General features: G+C 68.2%; 21 protein-coding genes and 2 pseudogenes. 21 read left to right on the top strand and 2 right to left on the bottom strand.

The annotated features are described in order from the left end of the window. The 7 genes from RMO97_RS14055 to RMO97_RS14025 form a co-directional block, all read left to right on the top strand. The coding region (locus tag RMO97_RS14055; protein WP_310541672.1) for a MiaB/RimO family radical SAM methylthiotransferase at positions 1–1002 on the top strand (1002 nt) is incomplete at its 5' end. Continuing rightward, positions 999–1952, top strand: coding sequence for a PhoH family protein (locus tag RMO97_RS14050; protein WP_310541671.1), 954 nt, complete (start codon positions 999–1001; stop codon positions 1950–1952). The genes RMO97_RS14055 and RMO97_RS14050, both read left to right, overlap by 4 nt. Further along, positions 1949–2410: an rRNA maturation RNase YbeY gene (gene ybeY, locus RMO97_RS14045; RefSeq protein ID WP_310541670.1), complete on the top strand. Its 462-nt coding sequence runs from the start codon at positions 1949–1951 to the stop codon at positions 2408–2410. The genes RMO97_RS14050 and ybeY overlap by 4 nt, the downstream gene beginning before the upstream one ends. Beyond that, a complete protein-coding gene (locus RMO97_RS14040) occupies positions 2403–3275 on the top strand; it encodes a hemolysin family protein (protein WP_310541669.1) in 873 nt (290 codons plus the stop codon). The genes ybeY and RMO97_RS14040 overlap by 8 nt, the downstream gene beginning before the upstream one ends. After that, positions 3272–4843: an apolipoprotein N-acyltransferase gene (gene lnt, locus RMO97_RS14035; RefSeq protein ID WP_310541668.1), complete on the top strand. Its 1572-nt coding sequence runs from the start codon at positions 3272–3274 to the stop codon at positions 4841–4843. The genes RMO97_RS14040 and lnt overlap by 4 nt, the downstream gene beginning before the upstream one ends. Before the next feature lie 59 nt (positions 4844–4902). Then, positions 4903–5361 (top strand): helix-turn-helix transcriptional regulator, encoded by a 459-nt coding sequence (locus RMO97_RS14030; protein ID WP_310541667.1) that lies wholly within the window; start codon positions 4903–4905, stop codon positions 5359–5361. Between the two features lie 2 nt (positions 5362–5363). Next, entirely contained in the window at positions 5364–6062 is a 699-nt protein-coding gene (locus RMO97_RS14025; protein ID WP_310541666.1) for a gamma-glutamyl-gamma-aminobutyrate hydrolase family protein, read from the top strand. Here RMO97_RS14025 and RMO97_RS14020 read toward each other — a convergent pair. Then, entirely contained in the window at positions 6059–7105 is a 1047-nt protein-coding gene (locus tag RMO97_RS14020; protein WP_310541665.1) for a hypothetical protein, read from the bottom strand. The two genes, RMO97_RS14025 and RMO97_RS14020, sit on opposite strands and share 4 nt — an antisense overlap. A 232-nt stretch (positions 7106–7337) precedes the next feature. Between RMO97_RS14020 and metK the strand changes: the two are divergent. The 3 genes and pseudogenes from metK to trmB all read left to right on the top strand — a co-directional run bounded on the left by metK (position 7338) and on the right by trmB (position 9620). Further along, positions 7338–8557, top strand: a pseudogene (gene metK / locus RMO97_RS14015) (methionine adenosyltransferase). Between the two features lie 11 nt (positions 8558–8568). Beyond that, positions 8569–8937 (top strand): annotated as a pseudogene (locus RMO97_RS14010) (YkvA family protein); the annotation flags it as partial. Between the two features lie 11 nt (positions 8938–8948). Beyond that, positions 8949–9620 (top strand): tRNA (guanosine(46)-N7)-methyltransferase TrmB, encoded by a 672-nt coding sequence (gene trmB / locus RMO97_RS14005; protein WP_310541664.1) that lies wholly within the window; start codon positions 8949–8951, stop codon positions 9618–9620. Here the strand turns inward: trmB and ppa are convergent, their stop codons facing one another. After that, a complete protein-coding gene (ppa, locus tag RMO97_RS14000; protein ID WP_310541663.1) occupies positions 9621–10190 on the bottom strand; it encodes an inorganic diphosphatase in 570 nt (189 codons plus the stop codon). A gap of 110 nt (positions 10191–10300) precedes the next feature. Here ppa and RMO97_RS13995 point away from each other — a divergent pair, with 110 nt between their 5' ends. From RMO97_RS13995 to pnp, 11 genes are all read left to right on the top strand, one after another. After that, entirely contained in the window at positions 10301–10837 is a 537-nt protein-coding gene (locus RMO97_RS13995) for a shikimate kinase (protein WP_310541662.1), read from the top strand. 106 nt (positions 10838–10943) lie between these two features. Next, positions 10944–11495, top strand: a complete 552-nt coding sequence (gene rimP, locus RMO97_RS13990) for a ribosome maturation factor RimP (protein WP_310541661.1) — start codon at positions 10944–10946, stop codon at positions 11493–11495. A 4-nt stretch (positions 11496–11499) separates the two neighbouring features. Beyond that, a complete protein-coding gene (gene nusA, locus RMO97_RS13985; RefSeq protein WP_310541660.1) occupies positions 11500–13248 on the top strand; it encodes a transcription termination factor NusA in 1749 nt (582 codons plus the stop codon). Positions 13249–13256: 8 nt separating this feature from the next. Beyond that, positions 13257–13895, top strand: coding sequence for an RNA-binding protein (locus RMO97_RS13980; protein ID WP_310541659.1), 639 nt, complete (start codon positions 13257–13259; stop codon positions 13893–13895). A gap of 85 nt (positions 13896–13980) precedes the next feature. Further along, a complete protein-coding gene (gene infB / locus RMO97_RS13975) occupies positions 13981–17040 on the top strand; it encodes a translation initiation factor IF-2 (RefSeq protein WP_310541658.1) in 3060 nt (1019 codons plus the stop codon). Between the two features lie 182 nt (positions 17041–17222). After that, on the top strand, positions 17223–17729 hold the full coding sequence (locus tag RMO97_RS13970) for a DUF2939 domain-containing protein (protein ID WP_310541657.1): 507 nt from the start codon (positions 17223–17225) through the stop codon (positions 17727–17729). Positions 17730–17764: 35 nt separating this feature from the next. Then, positions 17765–18556, top strand: coding sequence for a dienelactone hydrolase family protein (locus RMO97_RS13965; RefSeq protein ID WP_310541656.1), 792 nt, complete (start codon positions 17765–17767; stop codon positions 18554–18556). Between the two features lie 90 nt (positions 18557–18646). Next, the gene (gene rbfA / locus RMO97_RS13960; protein WP_310541655.1) at positions 18647–19060 is read left to right on the top strand and encodes a 30S ribosome-binding factor RbfA; all 414 of its coding nucleotides are present in this window, start codon (positions 18647–18649) and stop codon (positions 19058–19060) included. Between the two features lie 9 nt (positions 19061–19069). After that, on the top strand, positions 19070–20014 hold the full coding sequence (gene truB, locus RMO97_RS13955; RefSeq protein WP_310541654.1) for a tRNA pseudouridine(55) synthase TruB: 945 nt from the start codon (positions 19070–19072) through the stop codon (positions 20012–20014). Positions 20015–20017: 3 nt separating this feature from the next. Further along, entirely contained in the window at positions 20018–20287 is a 270-nt protein-coding gene (gene rpsO / locus RMO97_RS13950; protein ID WP_304780294.1) for a 30S ribosomal protein S15, read from the top strand. A gap of 245 nt (positions 20288–20532) precedes the next feature. Beyond that, positions 20533–22665 carry a polyribonucleotide nucleotidyltransferase gene (gene pnp / locus RMO97_RS13945; RefSeq protein WP_310541653.1) on the top strand — a complete coding sequence of 711 codons (2133 nt, stop codon included), beginning with the start codon at positions 20533–20535 and terminating at the stop codon, positions 22663–22665. Positions 22666–22883: the final 218 nt, after the last annotated feature.

The raw sequence follows: 22883 nt of genomic DNA, 5'->3' as shown, positions 1-22883 counted from the left end.
CAGGCCTATCACCAGCTGCCCGAACTGATCGCCCGCACCCACCGCGCCAAGGGTGAGCGCCTGTCGGCCGACTTCGCCGCCGAGGCCAAGTTCGATCGCCTGGGTTCGGACCGCAAGCCGTCCGGGGTCACGGCCTTCCTGACCATCCAGGAGGGCTGCGACAAGTTCTGCACATTCTGCGTGGTGCCCTATACGCGGGGCGCGGAGTTCTCCCGGCCCGTCGACGCCATCCTGGCCGAGGCCCGCAGCCTGGCCGCCCAGGGCGTGCGCGAAGTCACCCTGCTGGGCCAGAACGTCAACGCCTATTCCGGGGAGGGCGGCTTGGCGGGCCTGGCCCGCAAGCTGTCGCAGATCGAGGGTCTGGACCGCATCCGTTACACCACCAGCCACCCTGCCGACATGGATGACGCCCTGATCGAGGCCCACGGTGAGGTCGAGGCCCTCATGCCCTACCTGCACCTGCCAGTGCAGGCCGGCTCCGACAAGATCCTGCGGGCGATGAACCGCGCCCATACCGCCGAAAGCTACCTGCGGCTGGTGGAAAGGATCCGCCAGGCGCGGCTCGACATGGCCATGGCCGGCGACTTCATCGTCGGCTTCCCAGGCGAGCGCGAGAGCGAATTCGAGGCCACCCTGCAGCTGGTCCGAGAGGTCGGCTATGCCGGCGCCTTCTCGTTCAAATATTCCCGCCGCCCCGGCACGCCGGCCGCCGCCATGCCCGGCCAGGTGGCCGAAGAGGTGAAGGAGGAGCGGTTGGCCCGCCTCAACGCCTTGCTGGATCAACAGCAGACCGCCTTCAATGATAGCCAGGCGGGCAGGACCCTGCCGGTGCTGTTCGAGCGCGCCGGACGCCATCGCGGTCAACTTTCCGGCCGCAGCCCCTATCTGCAGGCGGTGCATGTGAGCGGTCCGGATCATCTGATCGGCCAGATCGTTCCGGTTCACATCGAGAGCGCGGCCAAGATGAGCCTCGCCGGGTCCCTGGCATTGGAGTTCGCTTGAGTAAGGCGCCTGAATTCATCCCCCTCTCCGATATCGCCGTCCGCGCGGTGGGCGGGGCGGCCGGCCGGCACGCGGCCCTTATCGAGGACGCCTTCGACGTCTTCATCGAGACCCCCGGCGGCGGAGTGTCGATCAATGGCGACTCCAAGGGCCGCGCCACCGCTAAGCGGGTGGTGGAGCAGCTCGCCGAGCGCGCCGACCAGGGCCTGGAAATCACCGAGGCCGACGTCCGCGTGGCCATCGGCCAGGTGCGGGTGGGCCGCGGCAGCGCGCCGGGCAGCCTGCCCTCAGGGCGCCGGGGCCAGGTGGCGCCCAAGACGCCGGGCCAGGCCCGCTATCTCCAGGCGCTGGCCGCCTGCGAACTGGTGTTTGGCCTGGGCCCCGCCGGCACGGGCAAGACCTTCCTGGCCGTGGCCCATGGCGCGGGCATGCTGCTGCGCGGCGAGGTGGAGCGCCTGATCGTCAGCCGTCCGGCGGTGGAGGCGGGCGAACGTCTCGGCTTCCTGCCCGGCGACCTGTCGGAAAAGGTCGACCCCTATATGGCGCCGGTCTGGGAGGCGCTCACCGACATTCTAGGCGCCGACCAGTTCAAGCGGCGGCGTGAGAAGGGCGAGATCGAGGTGGCGCCCATCGCCTTCCTGCGCGGCCGCACGCTCAGCCACGCCTTCATCATCGTCGATGAGGCCCAGAACACCAGCCGTCTGCAGATGAAGATGGTGCTGACCCGCCTGGGCGAGGGGTCGCGCATGGCGGTGACCGGCGACCCCAGCCAGATCGACCTGGTGAACGCCTCGGACTCGGGCCTGGCGCACGCCGTCGGCCTGCTGGAGGGCGTCAAGGGCGTGGGGGTCAACCGCTTCACCGTCGAGGACGTGGTGCGCCACCCGATGGTGGAGCGCATCGTGCGGGCCTATGACGCCGACGCCGCCAAGCGCGGACGCTCCATTTGATCGACGTCGAGATCGAGGACGAGGCCTGGGCGCGGGACCTGCCGGACGCCGAGGCCCTGGTCGTGGCCGCCGCGCGGGCCGCGCTCGTCGGCGCTCAGCGGGACGGCGCGGTGGTGGTCCTGCTCACCGACGACACCGGTGTCCAGGAGCTCAACAGCCGGTTCCGGGGCAAGGACACGGCGACCAACGTGCTGTCCTTCCCGGCCCCGCCGAACCCCGAAGAACACCTGGGGGACGTGGCCCTGGCCCACGGGGTCTGCGTCCGCGAGGCCGGCGAGCAGGGCAAGACCCTGGCCCACCATCTGCAACACCTTGTGGCGCACGGGGTGCTGCATCTTGTAGGGTACGACCACGAAACCGACGACGACGCCGAGGACATGGAAGGTCTGGAGCGCGTGGTCATGGCCGGTCTGGGGGCGCCTGATCCCTACGGCGCCGAACAGGGAGACGATGGCTAGTTCCGAAGACCCGCCCGCAGCCGCGCGCAAGAGCCGCGGCATACGGGCCTTCCTGAGACGGCTGCGCGGCGTGGGCGGCATGGAGCCGCCGCCGACCCCGGTGGACCTGGTGGGCGACCGCATGGTCGACCAGGCCCAGGCCTTCCAGACCCTGAGGGTCGATGACGTCATGACCCCACGCGCCGACATCGTCGCCGTGGAGCTCACCACACCCTTCTCCGGCCTTGTGGAACGGTTCGTGGAGGCTGAGCACAGCCGCATGCCGATCTATCGCGAGACCCTCGACGACCCGGTCGGCGTGGTCCACGTGAAGGACATCTTCAAGCTGATGGCGGGCCCCAAGCCCAAGGGCGGCAAGCCACCCGGGCCTGACGACGCCATCCTGCAGAAAGTGCGCCGCGACGCCCTCTATGTGCCGGCCTCCATGCGCGCCGCCGACCTGCTGCTGCGCATGCAGACCAGCCGGATCCACATGGCCCTGGTGATCGACGAGTTCGGCGGCACAGATGGCTTGGTGACCCTGGAGGACCTAGTTGAGGCGGTGGTCGGCGAGATCGACGACGAACACGACGACGCCCAGGCGGCCGGCGTCGTCGCTCGCCCAGGCGGGGTGTTCGAGGTCGACGCCCGCGCCCCCCTGGAGGAGTTGGAGGCCGCCGTCGGCGCCGAACTGGCGCCGACGGACCTTGAGGAAGAGATCGACACCGTGGCCGGCCTGGTCACGGCCCTGGCCGGCCGGGTGCCGCAGCGCGGCGAGGTGATCAGCCACCCGGCGGGATTTGAGTTCCAGGTGACCGACGCCGATCCACGGCGGGTGAAGCGGGTGCGGGTGCGCCGTCTGCCCGAGCCGGACATCATCATTTGAGGCTTCCCCTGACGCCGGCCTGGCGCGCGCGCATCCTGGCGGTGGCCGCCGGGGTCGGCGCGGGCCTGGCCCACCCACCTATGGGCCTGATCATCGGCGTCGCGGCCTATGGCCTGATGATGTGGCTGGCCGAGACAGATGGCCCGCGCGTCCTGCGCTCGGCCTTCTTCCGGGGTTGGCTGGCCGGGGTCGGCTATTTCGCGGTCGGCACCCACTGGATCACCGAGCCCTTCATGGTGGACGCCGCCAACCAGGGCTGGATGGCCCCTATCGCCCTGCTGGCGATGTCCGGGGGCCTGGCGTTGTTCTGGGGCCTGGCGGCCCTGATCTACCGCCTCGCCGACGTGAAGGGCGCCTGGCGGGTTCTGGTGTTCGCCGGGGCCCTGGCGCTCTGCGAGTGGCTGCGGGGCCACGTGCTTACCGGGTTCCCCTGGAACCTGCCCGGCGAGGCCTGGCGCGCCGGCTCGGCTCCCTCCCAGATGGCCTCGGTGGTGGGCGCCTACGGCCTGTCCTGGATGACCATCGCGCTCGGGGCCGCGACCGCCCTGCTGTGGAAACCGGGCCGGACCCGGCTGGCCGCCGGCGCGGCCATCGTCGCCGCCTTGGCGGGGCTCTACGGCTTTGGCGCCCTGCGGCTGCCCGCCGCCATGGCGGCCGCCGCCGACGCCCCCATGGTGCGGCTGGTCCAGGCCAATATAGACCAGAAGGACAAGTGGAAGCCGGAGAACCTGGACCTGGTGTTCTCCACCTATGTCGGCCTGACCACCCAGGCGGCCCCGGTCCGTCCCGACATCGTCATCTGGCCCGAGGGCGCCCTGCCCGCGGTGATCGACGATCTGCTGGCGCCCGGCAGCCCCTATGTCGCCCGGCTCACCGACGCGCTGGCGCCGGGCCAGACCCTGATGATGGGCGCCAACCGGGCGGGTCCCGGCGCCCAGGGCGGCGTGGACTATTTCAACAGCCTGGTGGTGTTGCGCCGCGAGACGCCCGGCCTGCGGGTCACCGGGTTCTACGACAAGCACCGGCTAGTGCCCTTCGGTGAATTCCTGCCGCTGGGAGACCTGGCCACTAGGCTCGGCGTTCGCAGTCTCGTTCACATGCCGGAGGACTTCACCGCCGGACCGCCGCCCCGTCCGATCCACCCGCAGGGCGTCCCGGCCCTGCAGCCGCTGATCTGCTACGAGGCCCTGTTCCCGGGCTTCGCGTCGGCCGCCGCCAAGCGGGGCGGCCAAAGGGCGGAGTGGCTGCTGAATGTGTCCAACGACGCCTGGTTCGGCGCCAGCAGCGGTCCCTGGCAACACCTCAACATCGCCGCCTACCGGGCGATCGAGGAGGGCCTGCCGATCGCGCGGGTCACTCCGACGGGGGTGTCGACAATGATCGACGCCTACGGGGGTCCCATTTTGGGCGCCCGCCTAACCCTTGGAGAGCAAGGAATCATCGACGTTCGGCTGCCGCCGCCGCTCGCCCGTACGGTGTATTCGCGTTTCGGGGATGGGGGACTCGCCATCATGTTGCTCTTATCCGCGTCCATCGCGGTGGCGGGACGTATTCGACGAGCACGCTGAATTGACGCCGGCGTCATCATTTTTGACGGCGGCGATCGACCTCGTCTATTGGGAAGCACATGGCCAAGGAATTCGACGTCGACCGATCCCCCAATCCGGTCGATCTTCACGTGGGACTGCGTATCCGCCTTCGGCGCAAGGAACTGGGCGTCAGTCAGGAAAAACTGGCCGATTCGATCGGCCTGACATTCCAGCAGGTCCAGAAATATGAGCGCGCCGCCAACCGGGTGAGCGCGTCGAAGCTGTGGGACATGGCCCGCGCGCTGCAGACCTCCATCTCCTATTTCTTCGATGGCCTGCCGGACGCCGAGCTCAATGCGCCGGCCTCCAGCGACGGCCCCTCGCCGGCCCACGCCTTCCTGATGACGCCTGAGGGCATGGAGCTGGCGGCCGTCTTCCCGAAGGTGCGCCGCGCCCGCGTGCGGCGGCGTATCCTCGACCTGGTCCGCGCCATGGTCGACGAGGAAGACGGGGAGCCGGAACCGGCCGCGCCCCGCGAGCCCGCCCAAGTCGCCTGACGATGGGGCCGCGGATCGCCGTCCTGCTGGATGAGAACACCAGCAGCGGCGCGACCCGGTATGAGGCCCATAAGGGCTATTTCCTGGGGCTGCGCGACGCGGGCGCCGCGCCGTTCGGACTGCCCTATTTCGCCGAGATGATCCCGGGCGTGGTCGCCGACTTCGACGGCCTGCTCAGCGTCGGCGGGCGCTTCGCCTATCCGCCAGCCTGGTACCTGGACGGTGAGGCCTCCTTCGCCCCGGACTCGCCGCGTCTGGCGGTGGAGCAGTCGCTGATGGGGGGTTTCCTGGCGGCGGGAAAGCCGGTGCTGGGGATCTGCGCCGGAATGCAGATGCTGGCCTGCCTGCACGGGTCCAGGCTCACCGCCGATGTGCGGACGCTCGGCGATGTGCTGGACCACGATAACCGGGACCAGAGGCACGAGATTTCGATCCTGCCCGGGTCGCGGCTGGCCGGCCTGATCGTGGCGCCGACCCTTGAGGTCAACAGCTTCCACCGCGAGGCTATCGCGCAATTGGGGTCCCAGGTGCGCGCCGTGGCCCATGCGCCCGATGGTGTCATAGAGGCGGTGGAGCTGGACGGGCCCGGCTTCGCCCTCGGCATCCAGTGGCATCAGGAGTTGTTCGCCGGCGCCGACCATCCGGGCGACGCGATCTTCCGCGGGTTCGTCGCCGCCTGCGAAACCCCGAAAAACCGCTAGCGCACCTTCAGGGCCAGGATCACCAGCAAGGCCGAGAGGCCCAGGTGCACCAGCATGAATCGCACCAGCACCTGAGTGTTCGACCAGCCCAGCTCCTTGCGGCAGTGGTCGTGCAGGGGGAAGCGGACGCCCGCCAGGATCTTCAGGCCGAAGAACCGCAGCAGGGCCACCTTCACCAACCCGGTCGCGCCGTTCAGCAGAATCACCGAGCCCACCAGCAGCAGGAACAGCGGGTTGTTGGTGGCCACCACCAGCATGCCGATCAGCAGGCCAAGGGGCCGGGACCCGGCGTCGCCCATCAGCACCAGACTGGGGGCGGCGTTGTACCAGAGGTAGCCCGCGACGCAGCCCACCATCAGGAAGGCCATGATCGCCCAGCTCTGCCCTTCCGCGCTGACCGGGATGTTGAGGTGGCCGGCCACCACCTCGTTGCCGATCACCGCATAGAGCAGGCCCCCCAACAGCAGGATGGCGGTGCCCGTCAGGCTGCCCGAAACTCCGTCCACACCGTCTGAACAGTTGGTGGCGTTGATGGACAGCCAGATAAGGGCGGTTCCCAGGGGAATGGAGAGCCAGGGGCCGAGGGTCAGGACCCCTTTCCAGCCCGGCAGCCAGATGGTGGCGGGCATGAAACCATAGATGACCATGGCGGCGCCCAGGGCGATGGCCAGGTCCATGACGGCCAGCTGGTATTCCGAGAAGCCGCCCCGGCGGTCATCGAAATAGCCCACCAGCATGGCCGCCAGCATGAGCGGCAGGGTCAGCAGGCAGCGGGCTCCAAAGGGCACGAAGATCAGGCAGGCGATGCAGAAGATGCTGACGAAGATCAGTCCCGCGCTGATCGGCTTGCCGACGCTCATCTCGGCGTTGACGGCGAAGGCGCGGCCTCGGTCGGTCGGGAGGCGCGACCAGAGGCGGGGCAGCGCGATCCAGGTGGCCAGGGCGCTCACCGCAAAGCCGATGGCGGCCAGGAAGAAGAAGGAGTCAAACAGGCGCAGCGGTCCCCAGGCCTGTCCGAAGTTCGCGTGGATCCAGCTCAGCATGCCGTATGAAGCCCGAGGTGAACGGAGCGCCTATTCTAGCGTGCGCCGGAATCCCCCGACAAAGGGGAATCGCCCCTCGCCGCTGATTCATCCGCCGGTAGTGGGTAGGGTTAAACCGTCGCCCGCGGCGCGGCTCCGCTTGCGGGATATAAAGATTTCTTTATAGGATTTCCGCGACCTTCCAGATCGCCGCTCCTGCACGCGGCGCTCGCGCATTTTCCGGAGCCTTCACTTGAGCCGTTCCTCCTACATCTTCACCTCGGAAAGCGTTTCCGAAGGCCATCCCGACAAGGTCGCCGACCGCATCTCCGACACCGTGGTTGACGCCTTCCTGGCCGCGGAGCCCGAGGCCCGCGTCGCCTGCGAGACTCTGGTGACCACCAATCGCATCGTGCTGGCCGGCGAAGTGCGCGCCGGCAAGCCGGGCGCCTCCAAGGCCGAGAACAAGCAGATGACCAAGGATATCCTTGGCGCCCTGGAGCCGCTGGTGCGCGCTGCGGTCAAGGACATCGGCTACGAGCAGAAGGGCTTTCACTGGCAGAAGGCGAAGTTCGCCAACCACCTGCACGCCCAGTCGGCCGACATCGCCCAGGGCGTGGACTCGTCCAACAAGAAGGACGAAGGCGCCGGCGACCAGGGCATCATGTTCGGCTACGCCTGCGACGAGACGCCGGAACTGATGCCGGCCACCCTGCAGTACTCACACAATATCCTCAGCAAGCTGGCCGCCGTGCGCCACTCGGGCGAGGCCAAGGGCCTGGAGCCCGACGCCAAGAGCCAGGTGACCCTGCTGTATCAGGACGGCCGCCCGGTCGAGGTGATGCAGATCGTGGTCTCCACCCAGCACGCCAAGAAGATCGGCGAGAACACCGCCTCGTCGAAGCGCATTCTCGAGCTGATCAAGCCTTACGTCCTGGGCGTGTTCCCCGACGGCCTGGTGACCAAGAAGACCAAGTGGCACGTCAACCCGACCGGCAAGTTCCTGATCGGCGGGCCGGACGGCGACGCGGGCCTCACGGGCCGCAAGATCATCGTCGACACCTACGGCGGGGCGGCCCCGCACGGCGGCGGCGCCTTCTCTGGCAAGGACCCGACCAAGGTTGACCGGTCGGCCGCCTATCTCTGCCGCTACCTGGCCAAGAACGTGGTGGCCGCGGGCCTAGCCCGGAAGTGCACCATCCAGATCAGCTACGCCATCGGCGTCGCCAATCCGCTCTCCTTCTACGTCGATCTGCACGGGACCGGCGAAGTCGATGCGGCCCAGCTGGAAAAGATCCTGCCGGAGCTGGTGGGCGGCGCCACGCCGCGCGCCATCCGCGAGCACCTTGGCCTCAACAAGCCGATCTATGCCCGCACCGCGGCCTCGGCCACTTCGGCCGCACGCCCGACAAGGACGGCGGCTTCTCCTGGGAGAAGACCGACCTCGTGGAAAAGCTGCGGGCCGCCCTCTGATCGAGGCGCTTCGGCGCTGGGCGTTCTCGCTGCGGCGGGACGCCCATGCGGTCTGGCTGGCGGCGCGTGACCCGCGAACGCCGCTCGCCGCCAAGCTGCTGGGTCTGGCCGTCGCTGCCTACGCGCTGTCGCCGATCGACCTCATCCCCGACTTCATCCCGATCCTGGGGTATCTCGACGATCTGATTCTGGTCCCGCTGGGCCTTTGGCTGGCGATCCGCTTGATTCCGGCCCAGGTGATGGACGATCACCGCGCCGCCGCCGAGGCCGCGGCGCGCCGTCCGGTGAGCAAGATCGCGGCCGGCGCCGTGATTCTCATCTGGCTGGCCTTCGTCATCGCAGGCGGGATGCTGCTGGCTCGCCACGTGCGGCTGGGCTAGAGCCGGGGCAAATGGAAAGTCACCCACCTCTACGGTCCTTCGGCCGCCTCAAGTCGCGGCCGATCAAGCCGCGCCAGGCCGCCCTGATGGACAGCCTGCTGCCCGACCTCCGCGCGCCCCTGGAAGACTTCGACCCCAAGACCCTGGCGCCCGACGCCCGCGAGGCCTGGCTGGAGGTCGGGTTCGGCGGCGGCGAGCACATGGCGGCCCAGGCCGCGCGATCCCCCGACACCCTGATCATCGGCGCAGAGCCGTTTCTGAACGGCGTCGCCAGCACCCTGCGGCATGTGGAGGCGGCGGGCCTCCGGAACGTGCGCATCCACGACAACGACGTGCGCGAGCTGATGGCGCGGATGCCCGACGCCTGCCTGGACCGCGTGTTCGTCCTGTTCCCCGATCCCTGGCCCAAGGCGCGGCACAACAAACGCCGGCTGATCCAGGCTGAGACGATCGCCGAGCTGGCGCGCCTGCTGAAACCCGGCGGCCGGCTACGCTTCGCCACCGACTGGGCCGACTATGCCGATTGGACCCTGGAGCGGGTGCTGGCCGGCGGCCAGTTCGCCTGGCCGGCGGAACGCGCCGATGACTGGCGCGTCCCGCCCGCCGACCACATCACCACGCGCTATGAGGAAAAGCGCCTGGGCGACTGCGCGCCGGTGTTCCTGGACTTCGTGAAGGCCTGACTATTTCAGTTGCTTGAGCTTGGCGGCGGCCTTCTCGGCCTCCACCTTGGTGTTCAGCTCGATGCCCTGGCGGATCAGCTCGCCGGTCTCTTCCGGATCGGCCCAGCGGACGATCTCGACGGACTTGCCCTTTTCCAGGTCCTTATAGTGCTGGAAGAAGTGGGCGATCTGCTCGGTGAGGATCGCCGGCAGGCCGCGCCAGGAGTCCAGGCCGGCATAAAAGGGGTGCAGCTTGTCCACCGGGACGGCGAGGATTTTCTCGTCGTTGCCGGCTTCGTCCACCATCATCAGGCAGCCGATCGGGCGGCAGCGGATGATCGCCCCGGGCACCACCGGGGTGGGACCCACCACCAGGATGTCCATGGGGTCGCCGTCGCCGGACAGGGTGTGTGGGACGAATCCGTAATTGCCCGGATAGAACATGGCGGTGTGCAGGAAGCGGTCGACATAGATCGCGCCGCTTTCCTTATCGAGTTCGTACTTCACCGGTTCCCCGCCTTGCGGAATCTCGATGATGGCGTTGACGTCGTACGGCGGATTGAAGCCCACCGAGATCTTGGAAATGTCCATGGGGAGATGGCCTTTTCACACACAGGGAAGTAGCCGCGGTCTTTGGACTATTCGGTGCGGCGGATAAAGGCCTGCTTGACGCGATCCCCGGCGCGGGCAGCCTCTTCGCCATGGCGCGCATCTTCATCATCGGCCCAGGCGGAGTGGGCAAGACGACGGCGGGCGGCGAACTGGCCCGCCTGCTGGGTCGCCCCTTCCTGGACCTGGACCGGGAATTCATGGCCCGCATCGGCGATATCGGCGGGGTGATCCAGGACCAGGGCTACCTGCGCTACGTCGAGATGAACGCCGCCCTGTTCGCCGCATTGCTGGAAGAGCTACCCGAGACGGCGGTGGTCCCGCTCTCTTCCGGTTTCCTGGCGCGTGAGACCCCGCCCGACTTGCTAGCGGTCAACCAGGCCCGGGTGAAGGCCGCCGGGACCTCGATCCGTCTGCTTCCCTGTGAAGACCTCGAGGCGGCGACCCGTATCGTCGTCGCTCGCCAGCTTGGTCGGGGCATCGGTCTGGAGCCCGAGCGCGAGGCCGCCAAGTTCCCTCGCCGCTTCGCCGACTATCTGGACCAGGGCGACATCCGCATCTTCAGCGCCGCCGCCCCGGCGCTGATCGCCGCGGAGATGGCCCGCGCCCTGGGGCTGACAAGGCCCTGAGGGAGTGCTATAGAGGCGCTCACATCGTCCGTAAGCGCTGGATAGCGCCTATGAGCGGCAGGCTTCGGCCCGGCCGCTTTTTTGTTGCCGGAGAGCCGCCGAGCCTATGCGAGGCAAGACCGCAGAAGATAGATCGCTCCTGGAGCTGCTGGACCCGGTGGCGCAGGCCTCGGGATACGAGATCGTCCGCCTGCGCCTGATGGGCGGCGAGCACGCCCGGCGCCTGCAGATCATGGCCGAGACCCCCGACGGCGAGATGATCGTCGAGGACTGCGCCAAGCTGTCGCGCGCCATTTCCGAGGTGATGGACGCCGCTGACCCGATCAGCGGCGAGTACACCCTGGAAGTCTCCTCCCCCGGGGTCGACCGTCCGCTGACCCGGATGAAGGACTTCGCCAACTATGAGGGCCATGAGGCCCGCCTCGAACTCGACCGCGTCGCCGACGGCCGCAAGCGCTTCCGCGGCATGCTGGCCGGCGTCGAGGACGAGAATGTCGCCATCGATCTGGAAGGGGAGGCGGAGACCGCCTTGGTGCCCTTCGCCTGGATCGTCGAGGCCAAACTGATCCTGACCGACCAGCTGATGAAGCGCGGCGCCGACGAGCGCGCCGCACGGCTGGCCGACACCCCACAACAGACGCCTGAGCAAGAGGACTAAGATCATGAGCCTGACCGGCATTTCAGCCAACCGGCTTGAACTCCTGCAGATCGCCGAGGCCGTGGCCCGCGAGAAGTCGATCGACAAGGAGATCGTCATCGAGGCGATCGAGGAGGCGATCCAGAAGGGCGCCCGCTCGCGCTACGGCGCCGAGCACGACATCCGAGTCAACATCGATCCCAAGACCGGCGAGACCATCATCAAGCGCGTGATCACCGTGATCCCCGATGACCTGGTCTATGAGGCCGAGGACAGCGAGGACGGCCCCAGCGAGCCCATGGGGTCGCGGCGCCTGCGCGAAGCCCTCAGCGTCGACAAGGACGCCTTCGTCGGCAAGACCTACGAAGAGATCCTGCCGCCCTTCGAGTTCGGTCGGGTCCAGACCCAGATGGCCCGCCAGGTGGTGACCGGCAAGGTTCGCGAAGCCGAGCGCGAGCGCCAGCACGAGGAGTTCAAGGACCGCGTGGGCGAGATCGTCAACGGCGTGGTCAAGCGGGTGGAGTACGGCAACACCGTCGTCGACCTGGGCCGCGGCGAGGGCATCATGCGCCGCGACCAGTCGATCCCGCGCGAGAACTTCAACATCGGCGACCGGATCCGCTGCTACATCTACGACGTCCGCCGCGAGACCAAAGGCCCGCAGATCCTGCTGTCGCGCGCCCACGGCGGCTTCATGGCCAAGCTGTTCGCCCAGGAAGTTCCTGAAGTGTACGACGGCGTCATCGAGATCCGCGCCGTGGCCCGTGATCCGGGGTCGCGCGCCAAGATGGCCGTGGTCTCCAATGACAGCTCCATCGACCCCGTCGGCGCCTGCGTCGGCATGCGCGGTTCGCGCGTGCAGGCGGTGGTGGCCGAGCTGCAGGGCGAGAAGATCGACATCATCCAGTGGAGCCCGGACGAGGCGACCTTCATCGTCAACGGCCTGGCCCCCGCCGAAGTCTCCAAGGTCGTCATGGACGAGGAGGACGAGCGCGTCGAAGTCGTCGTTCCCGACGAGCAGCTCAGCCTCGCCATCGGCCGCCGCGGCCAGAACGTCCGTCTCGCCAGCCAGCTGACCGGCTGGCAGATCGACATCATGACCGAGAGCCAGGAGAGCGAGCGCCGTCAGCGCGAGTTCACCGAGCGCACCGCCCTGTTCCAGGAAGCCCTGGACGTCGACGAGGTCATCGCCCAGCTGCTGGTCACCGAAGGCTTCGCCTCGGTGGAAGACGTCGCCTATGTCGAGAACGCCGAAGTCGCCGCCATCGAGGGCTTCGACGAGGACACCGCCGAGGAAATCCAGGCCCGCGCCCGTGACTTCCTGGAGAAGGAAGCCGCCGAGCTGGACGGCAAGCGCCGCGAATTCGGCGTCGAGGACAGCCTGCTGGAGATCGAGGGCGTCACCCTGCCGGTCGCCGTGGCCCTGGGCGCCGGCGATGTGAAGAGTGTCGAGGACCTGGCCGGCCTGATCCCCGACGATCTGCGCGGCTGGTTCGAGAGCAAGGACGGCGAGCGGGTCCGCGAGCCGGGCATCCTGGAAGCCTTCAACCTGGACGCGGCCGACGCCGAGGCCCTGATCATGCGCGCCCGCGTGGTGATGGGCTGGGTCGAGGCCCCGCCCGAGCCGGAAGCCCAGGAAGCAGCCCAGGTTGAGCTCTCGGAAGAGGAGCAGGTGTTCGGTGTTCGTGGTGCACAGGCCGCCGCGCCCGTCGAGGCCGAAGTCGAGCCCGAGGCTGAAGACGAAGCGCCGCCCGCCGACAACGAGGAGGCGTAAGCCTCAGCGTGACCGTCTCTACCGTCCCCACCACCCTGGCGCAGGTCGCGCGCGAGCGGCGCGACATCGTCACGGGCGAGGTGATGGCCGAGGAGCGCCTGATCCGCTTCGTGGCGGGTCCGGGCGGGGTCGTGGTCCCGGACCTGGCGCGCAAGCTGCCGGGCCGGGGGATGTGGGTCGCCGCCGATCGGGCTTCGGTGGAGACCGCGGCGCGCAAGGGGCTGTTTTCCCGCTCGGCCAAGGCCAAGCTCAGCGCCAGTCCTGACCTCGCTGACCAGGTGGACAGCCTGTTGCGGCGGCGTGTCCTTGACGGGCTGGGCCTTGCCAAGCGGGCCGGCGACCTTATTTCAGGGTATGAAAAGGTCGCCGCCGCGCTGAACGCCGGCCGCGCGGCCTGGGTGATCGAGGCCGCCGACGGCGCGGCGGACGGTCGCCGCAAGATCCTCAATGTGGCCCGCAAGTCACCGCGCGCGCCCAAGCTTCTCGGACTCTATTCCAATGAGGAATTGGGTTTGGCCTTGGGCGGAGAGAATGTGATACACACCGCCTTCCTTGCGGGGCGCGGCGCCGACCAGTGGACATTCGATGTCCACCGTCTATCTGGCTTCCGCCCGCTCCTTCCCGAGAGTTGGCGCGAGGAGCCCTGAAGAGGCGGGCGGAACGAATTTCGTTCCGCGCGCCTAAAGCTATTGAACGTGGTCGGAACGCCCGGCCGGTATGTAAAGCGAGCGCATGAGCGACGACAACGACAACGGCCGGCCCCCCGCCCCTGGCGGACGCACTCCTCTGACCCTGAAGCCGCGTGGCGTCGCAGGATCGGTGAGCGCGGGTACGGTGAAGCAAAGCTTCAGCCACGGCCGGTCCAAGACCGTGGTCGTCGAGACCAAGCGCGCCCGCACCCACACGGCCCCGCCAGGCAATCTTGCCGCGCCTTCTCCGGCCGAGAAGCGGGTGTTCACCCCGCCGGCCCCTTCGGCGCCGCGTCCGGCCGGCGGCCCCACCGCCGACGGCAATCTCTCGGCTGAGGAGCAGCGCGCCCGTCAGCGCGCCATCGAACTCGCCCGCGAACATCAGGCCCGCCAGGCCGCCGAGCAGGCCGCCCGCGAGGCCGCCGCCCGCGCCGCCGCCGCCCAGGCCGCAGCGCCCAAGCCGGTGGAAACCGCGCCGCCGGCGCCTGTCGCCGCCGCCCCGGCCCCGCCCGTGGCGCCCGCTCCCGTTGCTGAAGCGCCGGCCCCGCCTCCGGCTCCGACGCCCGCCCCGGTAGCCGCGGCGCCTGTCCCGCCCGTGGCTCCGGCCGCTGCGCCGCCCGCTCCGGCGCCGCAGCAGCCGGTGGCGTCCGCCCCGGCGCCGCGCCCGGCCTCGCCCACAGCTCCGGCCCAGCCTGGCCAAACCCGCACCTACGAGCCGTCCCGCGAACGCCGCGACGACCGGCCCTCGACCACCACCTATCGTCCCGAGCGGGCGCCGGGCCGGTTCGAGAACACCAATTTCGGCCAGCGCGCGCCGCGTCCGGGCCAGGATCGCCCGCAGAATGACCGTCCCGCGGCGGCTGCCCGTCCCGGCGGCGACCGTCCCGCCGGTGACCGCAACCCGCGGCCACCCGCTCCGCCCGCGGCCGGCGGCGACACCGTCCGCTATTCGGCCCTCGCGCCGCGGCCGGCCGCGCCTCGCGACGGCGCCCGTCCCGGCGGCGCGCGTCCCGGCGCCGGGCGTCCGACGCCGAACGCCCCGCCCGCCACGCCTGAGGTTCAGCGCGCCACCCGCCAGGCCCCGCGGCCCGGCGGCGGCGACACTATCGCCCGCCGTGACGATGAAGAGGATACCCGCCGCAAGGCCAATGCGGCCCCCACCAAGGCCATCTCCCGCGTCAAGGGCGCCCAGCAGCGCCGCGAAGGCCGTCTCACCATCCAGGCCGTGGCCGGGGATGATGAGAGCGCCGTCGAACGCATGCGGTCCCTGGCCTCGGTTCGCCGGGCCCGTGAGCGTGAACGCGAGAAGCGCAAGGGCGGCGGCCAGGAAGCGGCCCGCGCCGCGCGCGAAGTCATCATTCCCGACGTCATCACCGTGGCGGAACTCGCCAACCGGATGGCGACCCGTGGTGTGGAGATCATCAAGTTCCTGATGCGTCAGGGCGTGATGCTGAAGATCAACGACGTCATCGACAACGACACCGCCGAGCTGGTGGCCACCGAGTTTGGCCACACCGTGCGCCGCGTTTCCGAAGCCGACGTCGAAGAAGGCTTCATCGGCGACGAGGATCTCGACGATCACCTGGTGTCCCGGCCCCCGGTGGTGGCGGTCATGGGTCACGTCGACCACGGCAAGACCTCCCTGCTCGACGCCCTGCGCTCGGCCGACGTGGCCAAGGGCGAACATGGCGGCATCACCCAGCACATCGGCGCCTATCAGGTGCGCCTGGAAAGCGGCCAGGCGGTCACCTTCCTCGACACTCCCGGCCACGCCGCCTTCTCGGCGATGCGGGCCCGCGGCGCCGACGTCACCGACATTGTCATCCTGGTGGTGGCGGCCGACGACGGCGTCATGCCCCAGACCATCGAGGCCATCCATCACGCCCGGGCATCTGGTGCGCCGATCATCGTGGCCATCAACAAGATCGATAAGCCCGGCGCCGATCCGCAACGGGTGATCAACGAGCTGCTGCAGCACGAGATCGTCGTGGAAAGCCTCGGTGGTGACACCCAGGCCATCCAGGTCTCGGCGACCCAGAAGCTCGGCCTCGACGACCTGATCGAGGGCATCCTGCTGCAGGCCGAGGTCATGGACCTGAAGGCCAATCCCGACCGCACCGCCGACGGCACGGTCATCGAGGCCAAGCTCGATCGGGGCCGCGGCGCGGTCTCCACCGTGCTGGTCAAGCGCGGCACCCTGAAGCGCGGCGACATCGTCGTGGCCGGCTCCAGCTTCGGCCGGGTTCGCGCCCTGTTCAACGAACGCGACGAGCAACTCGACGCGGCGGGTCCTTCGGTGCCGGTGGAAATCCTCGGCCTCGACGGCACGCCCTCGCCGGGCGAGCCCTTCGCGGTGGTGGAAAGCGAAGCCCGCGCCCGCGAGCTGACCGCCTACCGCACCCGCGTGAAGCGTGAAAAGGCCGGCTCGCCGGTCGCCGGCGGCGTCACCATGGCCGACTTCATGGCCAAGCTGCAGGACAAGAAGATCTCCGAGCTGCCGGTCATCATCAAGGCCGACGTGCAGGGGTCGGCCGAGGCCATCGTGTCCTCGCTGGACAAGCTGGGCACCGACGAGGTCCGCGCGCGGATCATCCTGTCGGGCGCCGGCGCGATCAGCGAGAGCGATGTCATGTTGGCCAAGGGGGCGAACTCGCCGATCCTCGGCTTCAACGTCCGCGCCTCCAGCCAGGCCCGCCAGCTCGCCGAGCGTGAGGGCGTGGAGATCCGCTACTATTCGGTGATCTACGACCTGATCGACGACATCAAGGGCGTGCTCTCGGGCATGCTGGCGCCGGAACAGCGCGAAACCTTCCTCGGGAACGCCGAAGTCCTCCAGGTCTTCGACATCACCAAGGTCGGACGCGTCGCCGGTTGCCGCGTCACCGAAGGCACGGTCCGCAAGGGCGCCCGCGTCCGCATCATCCGGGCCGACATCGTGGTCCTCGAGCTCGGCACCCTGCAGACGCTCAAGCGCTTCAAGGACGAGGTCAACGAGGTCAACGCCGGCCAGGAGTGCGGGATGTTCTTCCAGGGCTTCCAGGACATCAAGGAAGGCGACACCATCGAGTGCTTCAGCCTCGAAGAGGTCAAGCGCAGCCTCTAGCGCGCCTTGGCCCCGGCCTGAGATTCATCAGAGCCTTCCCGGAATCGGGGAGGCTCTTTTGACGTCTGGCGCCCCGTTCGCGGCGCGGAAGTTCGTGCGGGCCGGCGAATAGCCCCTCGCCAAGGTCATCAAGACACCCCATTTTCCGCGCACCGGTCAGTGGGCCCAAAGCGGAGACGACGATGCGCTTCTTTCTGGTGATCGCCCTGGCGATGGGACTGACCGCCTGCGCCACGGCTGAGCGCCTGGACGCCGCGGGCGACGTTCACGCCCTGCTGGTCTCCATCCGCGACGGGGATCAGGCGGCCTTCGACGCCCATGTCGACCGCGAGGCGCTCAAGCAGGAAATCTCCGCCCGCCTCACCGCCGAGGCCCGCAGCCCCAAGGTCGACAAGGGCTGGCAGGCGCTGGGCGCCATGCTGGCCCCGGCCCTGGCCGACATCGCCGGCGACGCCCTGGTCCAGCCCCAGGTGTTCCACAAGGTGGCGGAGTCCTATGGCTACAAGCCCGGCCAGCCGATCCCCAACCGGGTCGCCATCGCCGGATCGCTCAAGACCATGGACGACGGCCGTGTGTGCGCCACCAAGTCCAAGGACGGCCCCTGTGTGCTGATCTTCCGCGAGGACAACGGGGTCTGGAAGCTCTCGGGCTTCGAGGGCGACATTTCCAGCCTGCGCATCAAGCTCTAGCGGGTTAGGCTCCCGCCAAAGGGTGGGGGAACGCCATGGGCTACGAGGCCGCGCTGAGCGACTACGAGACGTTCGAGTTCGACGACGGCCATTGCAAGCGCGACGTCTACCGGCGCGGCTCCGGCCCTGCGGTCATCATCATCCATGAGATGCCGGGCCTGCACCCGCTGGTGATCCGGTTCGCTGACCGGGTGGCGGCGGCGGGCATGACCGTCTACTGCCCCAGCCTGTTCGGCGATCCGGGCCGCCCTGTCAGCCCAGGCTACGCGCTCTCCACCATCGCCTGGACGATCTGCATCCGACGCGAATTCAACGCATGGGCCACCGACAAGTCGAGCCCCATCGTCGACTGGCTGCGCGCCCTGGCCCGCAAGGCCCACGCCGACTGCGGCGGCAAGGGGGTGGGCGCCGTGGGCATGTGCTTCACCGGCAACTTCGCCCTGGCCATGATGACCGAGCCCGCGGTGGTGGCGCCGGTCCTGTCCCAACCGTCCCTGCCGCTGGCCGGCAAGAACCCCAAGCGCGGGGCGGGAATCGGCGTCTCGGCCAAGGAGATCGCCTGCGCCCGGCAGCGGTTCGAGGACGAGGACCTGTCGATGATCGGCCTGCGATTCACCAGCGACACCTTCGTCCCCGACGCCAGGTTCGAGACCTTCCGCAGAGAGTTCGGCGACCGCTTCGAGGCCATCGAGCTGTCGGACGCCGACGCCGCCCCGGCCCAGATGGCGCCCCACTCGGTCCTGACCCTGCACCTGAAGGAGGACGGTCCCACCAAGGCCGCCGAACAGCGGGTGATCGCCTTCTTCAAGGCGCGGACGGGGGCGTAGCGCTGGACTTGCGCGCTTCATCCCACTAGAAGCGCCGGCTTGCCTGAGACCCGCGTCCGATCCGTGGGCCAGGCCCGCGAAGGTAGAGCCATGAAACACCGTACCGCCGGAAAGCCTTCCGGCCCCAGCCAGCGCCAACTGCGCGCCGGCGAACTCACCCGCCACGCCCTTGTCGAGGTGATGCGCGACCACGAGATCCAGGATCCCGACCTGGCCGGCGTGCCCGTCACCCTGACCCAGGTGCGGATGAGCCCGGACCTGCGCCACGCGGTCTGCTTCGTTGAGCCCCTGGGGGGCCAGAAGTACTCGGTTGTGGTGGACGCGCTGAACCGTCACGCCAAGTTCCTGCGCGGGCGCCTCGGCCGGGCCATCGAGATGAAGTTCACGCCGGATCTGAAGTTCGTCCACGACGAGACCTTCAACGAGGCCAGCCGCATCAACGCGCTGTTTGATGATCCCAAGGTCGCCCAGGACCTCGCCGCCGACCCCTCCGACCAGGACTGATTTCCCAACATGGCGCGACGCAAGAAGGGCGATCCGGTCTCGGGCTGGATCTGCCTCGACAAGCCCTATGACCTGACCTCCACCAGCGCGGTCGGCCGTGTGCGCAGGCTGTTCAACGCCCAGAAGGCGGGCCACGCCGGCACCCTGGACCCCCTGGCCACCGGCATCCTGCCCATTGCGCTGGGGGAAGCCACCAAGACCGTGCCCTTCCTGATGGACGCCGACAAGACCTACCGCTTTGTCATCGAGTGGGGCCGCACCACCGCCAGCTTCGACCGCGAAGGCGTGACCACCGCCACTTCCGACGTGCGGCCCACCGTGGCGCAGGTGGAAGAGAAGCTTCCAGCCTTCGTGGGCGAGATCTCCCAGGTCCCGCCGATCTTCTCGGCCATCAAGGTGGACGGCGAGCGGGCCTATGACCTGGCTCGCGCCGGCCATGAGGTTGAGCTCGCCGCCCGCATCGTCACCATCCATTCCGCCCACGTGGTGGAGGCGCCTGATCCCGACCATGTCGAGATCGAGGTGAGCTGCGGCAAGGGCACCTATGTGCGCGCCATCGTGCGCGACCTGGCTGAAATGCTGGGGGCCTGCGCCCATGTCAGCGCGCTCCGCCGCACCCGGGTCGGGGCCTTCTCCGAAGACCGGGCGATAACACTGGAATTGCTTGAGGATTTGGGGCATAAGCCCGGCCATCTGGACGCATTGCTTCCGGTCGAGACCGCCCTGGACGACATCCCGGAGCTGGCCGTGACCGCCGAAGACGCATTCAGACTTAAGCAGGGACGGCCCATCGTTCTCGTTCCCCGACAGGTTGAAGCCCTGAAAGCCCAGTTCACCCTGGGTTCTCGAACCGTTTCAGTGCTGTCGGAGGGGATGATGGTGGCGCTCTGCGAGATGCGCGCAGGCAAGCTCGAGCCATCGCGAGTCTTTCATCTGACCAAGAGCGGAGACTAACCGATGTCGATTACGATTGAACGTAAGGCCGAGCTTATCAAGACCCACGGCCGCTCCGAAGCGGACACGGGTGGCGCTGAAGTGCAGGTCTCGATCCTCACGGAGCGGATCGCGAACCTGACCGAGCACTTCAAGGCTCACAAGAAAGACAACCACTCGCGCCGGGGCCTTCTGAAGATGGTTTCCCAGCGCCGCCGACTTCTCGACCACCTGAAGAGCACCGACACCGGTCGCTATCAGGCCATCATCGAGAAGCTGGGTCTGCGCCGCTAGGACACCAAGTCCAGCCCCCGCGAAAGCGGGGGCTTTGCGTATCAGGCTCCAAGATCACCCGCTTCCTCCGCGACAGGCCGGAGGATCAAAAGCGGTCCGGGCCGCCCCTTTCGGTGGGCGCCCAAACACGCCGAGGGTTCCACAGTGATCCTCACCCCCGCCTGTTTGACTGGAGAGGATCTCGGGAACCCCCCGCCCTGTCCGCCCCCGCCGGGAATGCGCCCGCGGGATGAGAAAGAAGCAAAATGTTCGATATCAAACGCAAGACCATCGAGTGGGGCGGCAAGACGCTGACCCTGGAAACCGGCCGTATGGCCCGCCAGGCCGACGGCGCGGTTCTCGCCACCTACGGTGAGACCATGGTGCTGGCCACCGCGGTCTACGCCAAGAGCGCCAAGCCGGGTCAGGACTTCTTCCCGCTGACCGTGAACTACCAGGAGAAGTTCTACGCTGCGGGCAAGATCCCGGGCTCCTTCCCCCGCCGCGAAGGCGCGCCGAGCCAAAAAGAAACCCTGACCAGCCGCCTGATCGACCGTCCGATCCGCCCGCTGTTCGTCAAGGGCTTCAAGAATGAAGTCCAGGTGGTCTGCACCGTGCTGGCCCACGACCTGGAAAACGAACCCGACCTCGTCGCCCTGGTGGCCGCCTCGGCCGCCCTGATGATCTCCGGCGCCCCCTTCATGGGCCCGATCGGCGCGGCCCGCGTGGGCTACGTCAACGGTGAGTACATCCTGAACCCGACTCTCGACGAGATGAAGGAATCGGCGATGGACCTCGTGGTCGCCTCGACCAACGAAGCCGTCATGATGGTTGAGTCCGAGATCCAGGAGCTCAGCGAAGACGAAGTGCTGAAGGGCGTCATGTTCGCCCACGCCGGCATCCAGCCGGTGATCGACGCGATCATCGAACTGGCCGAGCACTCCGCCAAGGAGCCCTTCGACTTCACCCCCGACGACACCGACGCCATCAAGGCCGAAGTGAAGAAGCTGATCGGCAAGGACCTGGCCGCCGCCTACAAGATCGTGGCCAAGGGCGAGCGCCAGGACGCGGTCGGCAAGGCCAAGGCCAAGGCGACGGAAAAGTTCGGCAAGTCCGACACCAATCCCGCCGGCATCGGCCCCGACAAGCTCGGCGGCGTCTTCAAGGAACTCGAAGCCGACGTCGTGCGTCGCAACATCCTGGACACCGGCATCCGCATCGACGGCCGCACCGTCGACAAGGTCCGCCAGATCGTCTCGGAAGTGGGCGTCCTGCCCCGCGCCCACGGTTCGGCCCTGTTCACCCGCGGTGAAACCCAGGCCCTGGTCGTGGCCACCCTGGGCACCGGCGACGACGAGCAGCTGATCGACGCCCTGGAAGGCAAGTACTACGAGAAGTTCATGCTGCACTACAATTTCCCCCCCTTCTCGGTGGGTGAAACCGGCCGCATGGGCGCCCCTGGCCGCCGCGAAGTCGGCCACGGCAAGCTCGCCTGGCGCGCCATCCGGCCGATGCTGCCCAAGCAGGAAGACTTCCCCTACACCATCCGCCTGGTCTCCGAGATCACCGAGTCCAACGGCTCGTCCTCCATGGCCTCGGTCTGCGGCTCCTCGCTGGCCCTGATGGATGCGGGCGTGCCCCTGAAGAAGCCGGTCTCCGGCATCGCCATGGGCCTGATCCTGGAATCGGACGGCTTCGCGGTCCTGTCGGACATCCTGGGTGACGAAGACCACCTGGGCGACATGGACTTCAAGGTCGCCGGCACCGAGGACGGCATCACGTCCCTGCAGATGGACATCAAGATCGCCGGCATCACCGAAGAGATCATGAAGCAGGCGCTGGAACAGGCGAAGGGTGGGCGTCGCCACATCCTGGCCGAGATGGCCAAGGCCATGGAAGCTCCGCGTCAGGAACTCGGCGAGTTCGCCCCGAAGATCGAGACCATGAAGGTTCCGGTCGACAAGATCCGTGAAGTCATCGGGTCGGGCGGCAAGGTCATCCGCGAAATCGTGGAAAAGACCGGCGCCAAGGTGGACATCGAGGACGACGGCACCATCAAGGTGTCGGCCTCCGACCAGTCCAAGATCGACGCCGCCAAGGAATGGATCCGCTCGATCGCCTCCGAGCCTGAGCTGAACGCCATCTACACCGGCAAGGTCGTGAAGATCGTCGACTTCGGCGCCTTCGTGAACTTCTTCGGCGCCAAGGACGGCCTGGTGCACGTCAGCCAGATCTCCAGCGACCGGGTCGCCAAGGTCTCCGACGTCCTCGTCGAGGGCCAGACCGTGAAGGTGAAGCTCCTGGGCTTCGACGATCGCGGCAAGACCCGTCTGTCCATGAAGGTCGTCGACCAGGAAACCGGCGAAGACCTCTCGGCCAAGCAGGGCGAAGACGCGTAAGCGCCTAAGTCTCTGAGACATCGAAGGGGCGGCCGCAGCGATGCGACCGCCCTTTTTGTTTGGGCGTAGGGCGCTGCCTTTTCCTCCCCTTTAGCGAAGCGTAAGGGGGAGGGGGACCGCGCCGCGGGCGTGGTGGAGGGGGCGAGCCCCAAGCTCAGAGCCCTCTCTCGCCCCCTCCCCCGTAAACGGGGGAGGAAAAGTCTCACCGGACAGGATTT

The sequence above is a fragment of the Phenylobacterium sp. genome (genome assembly GCF_031425575.1).
Taxonomy (GTDB): domain Bacteria; phylum Pseudomonadota; class Alphaproteobacteria; order Caulobacterales; family Caulobacteraceae; genus Phenylobacterium.
Note: the sequence above shows the minus strand (reverse complement) of the source record. Positions and strands in the feature narration are given on the sequence as shown.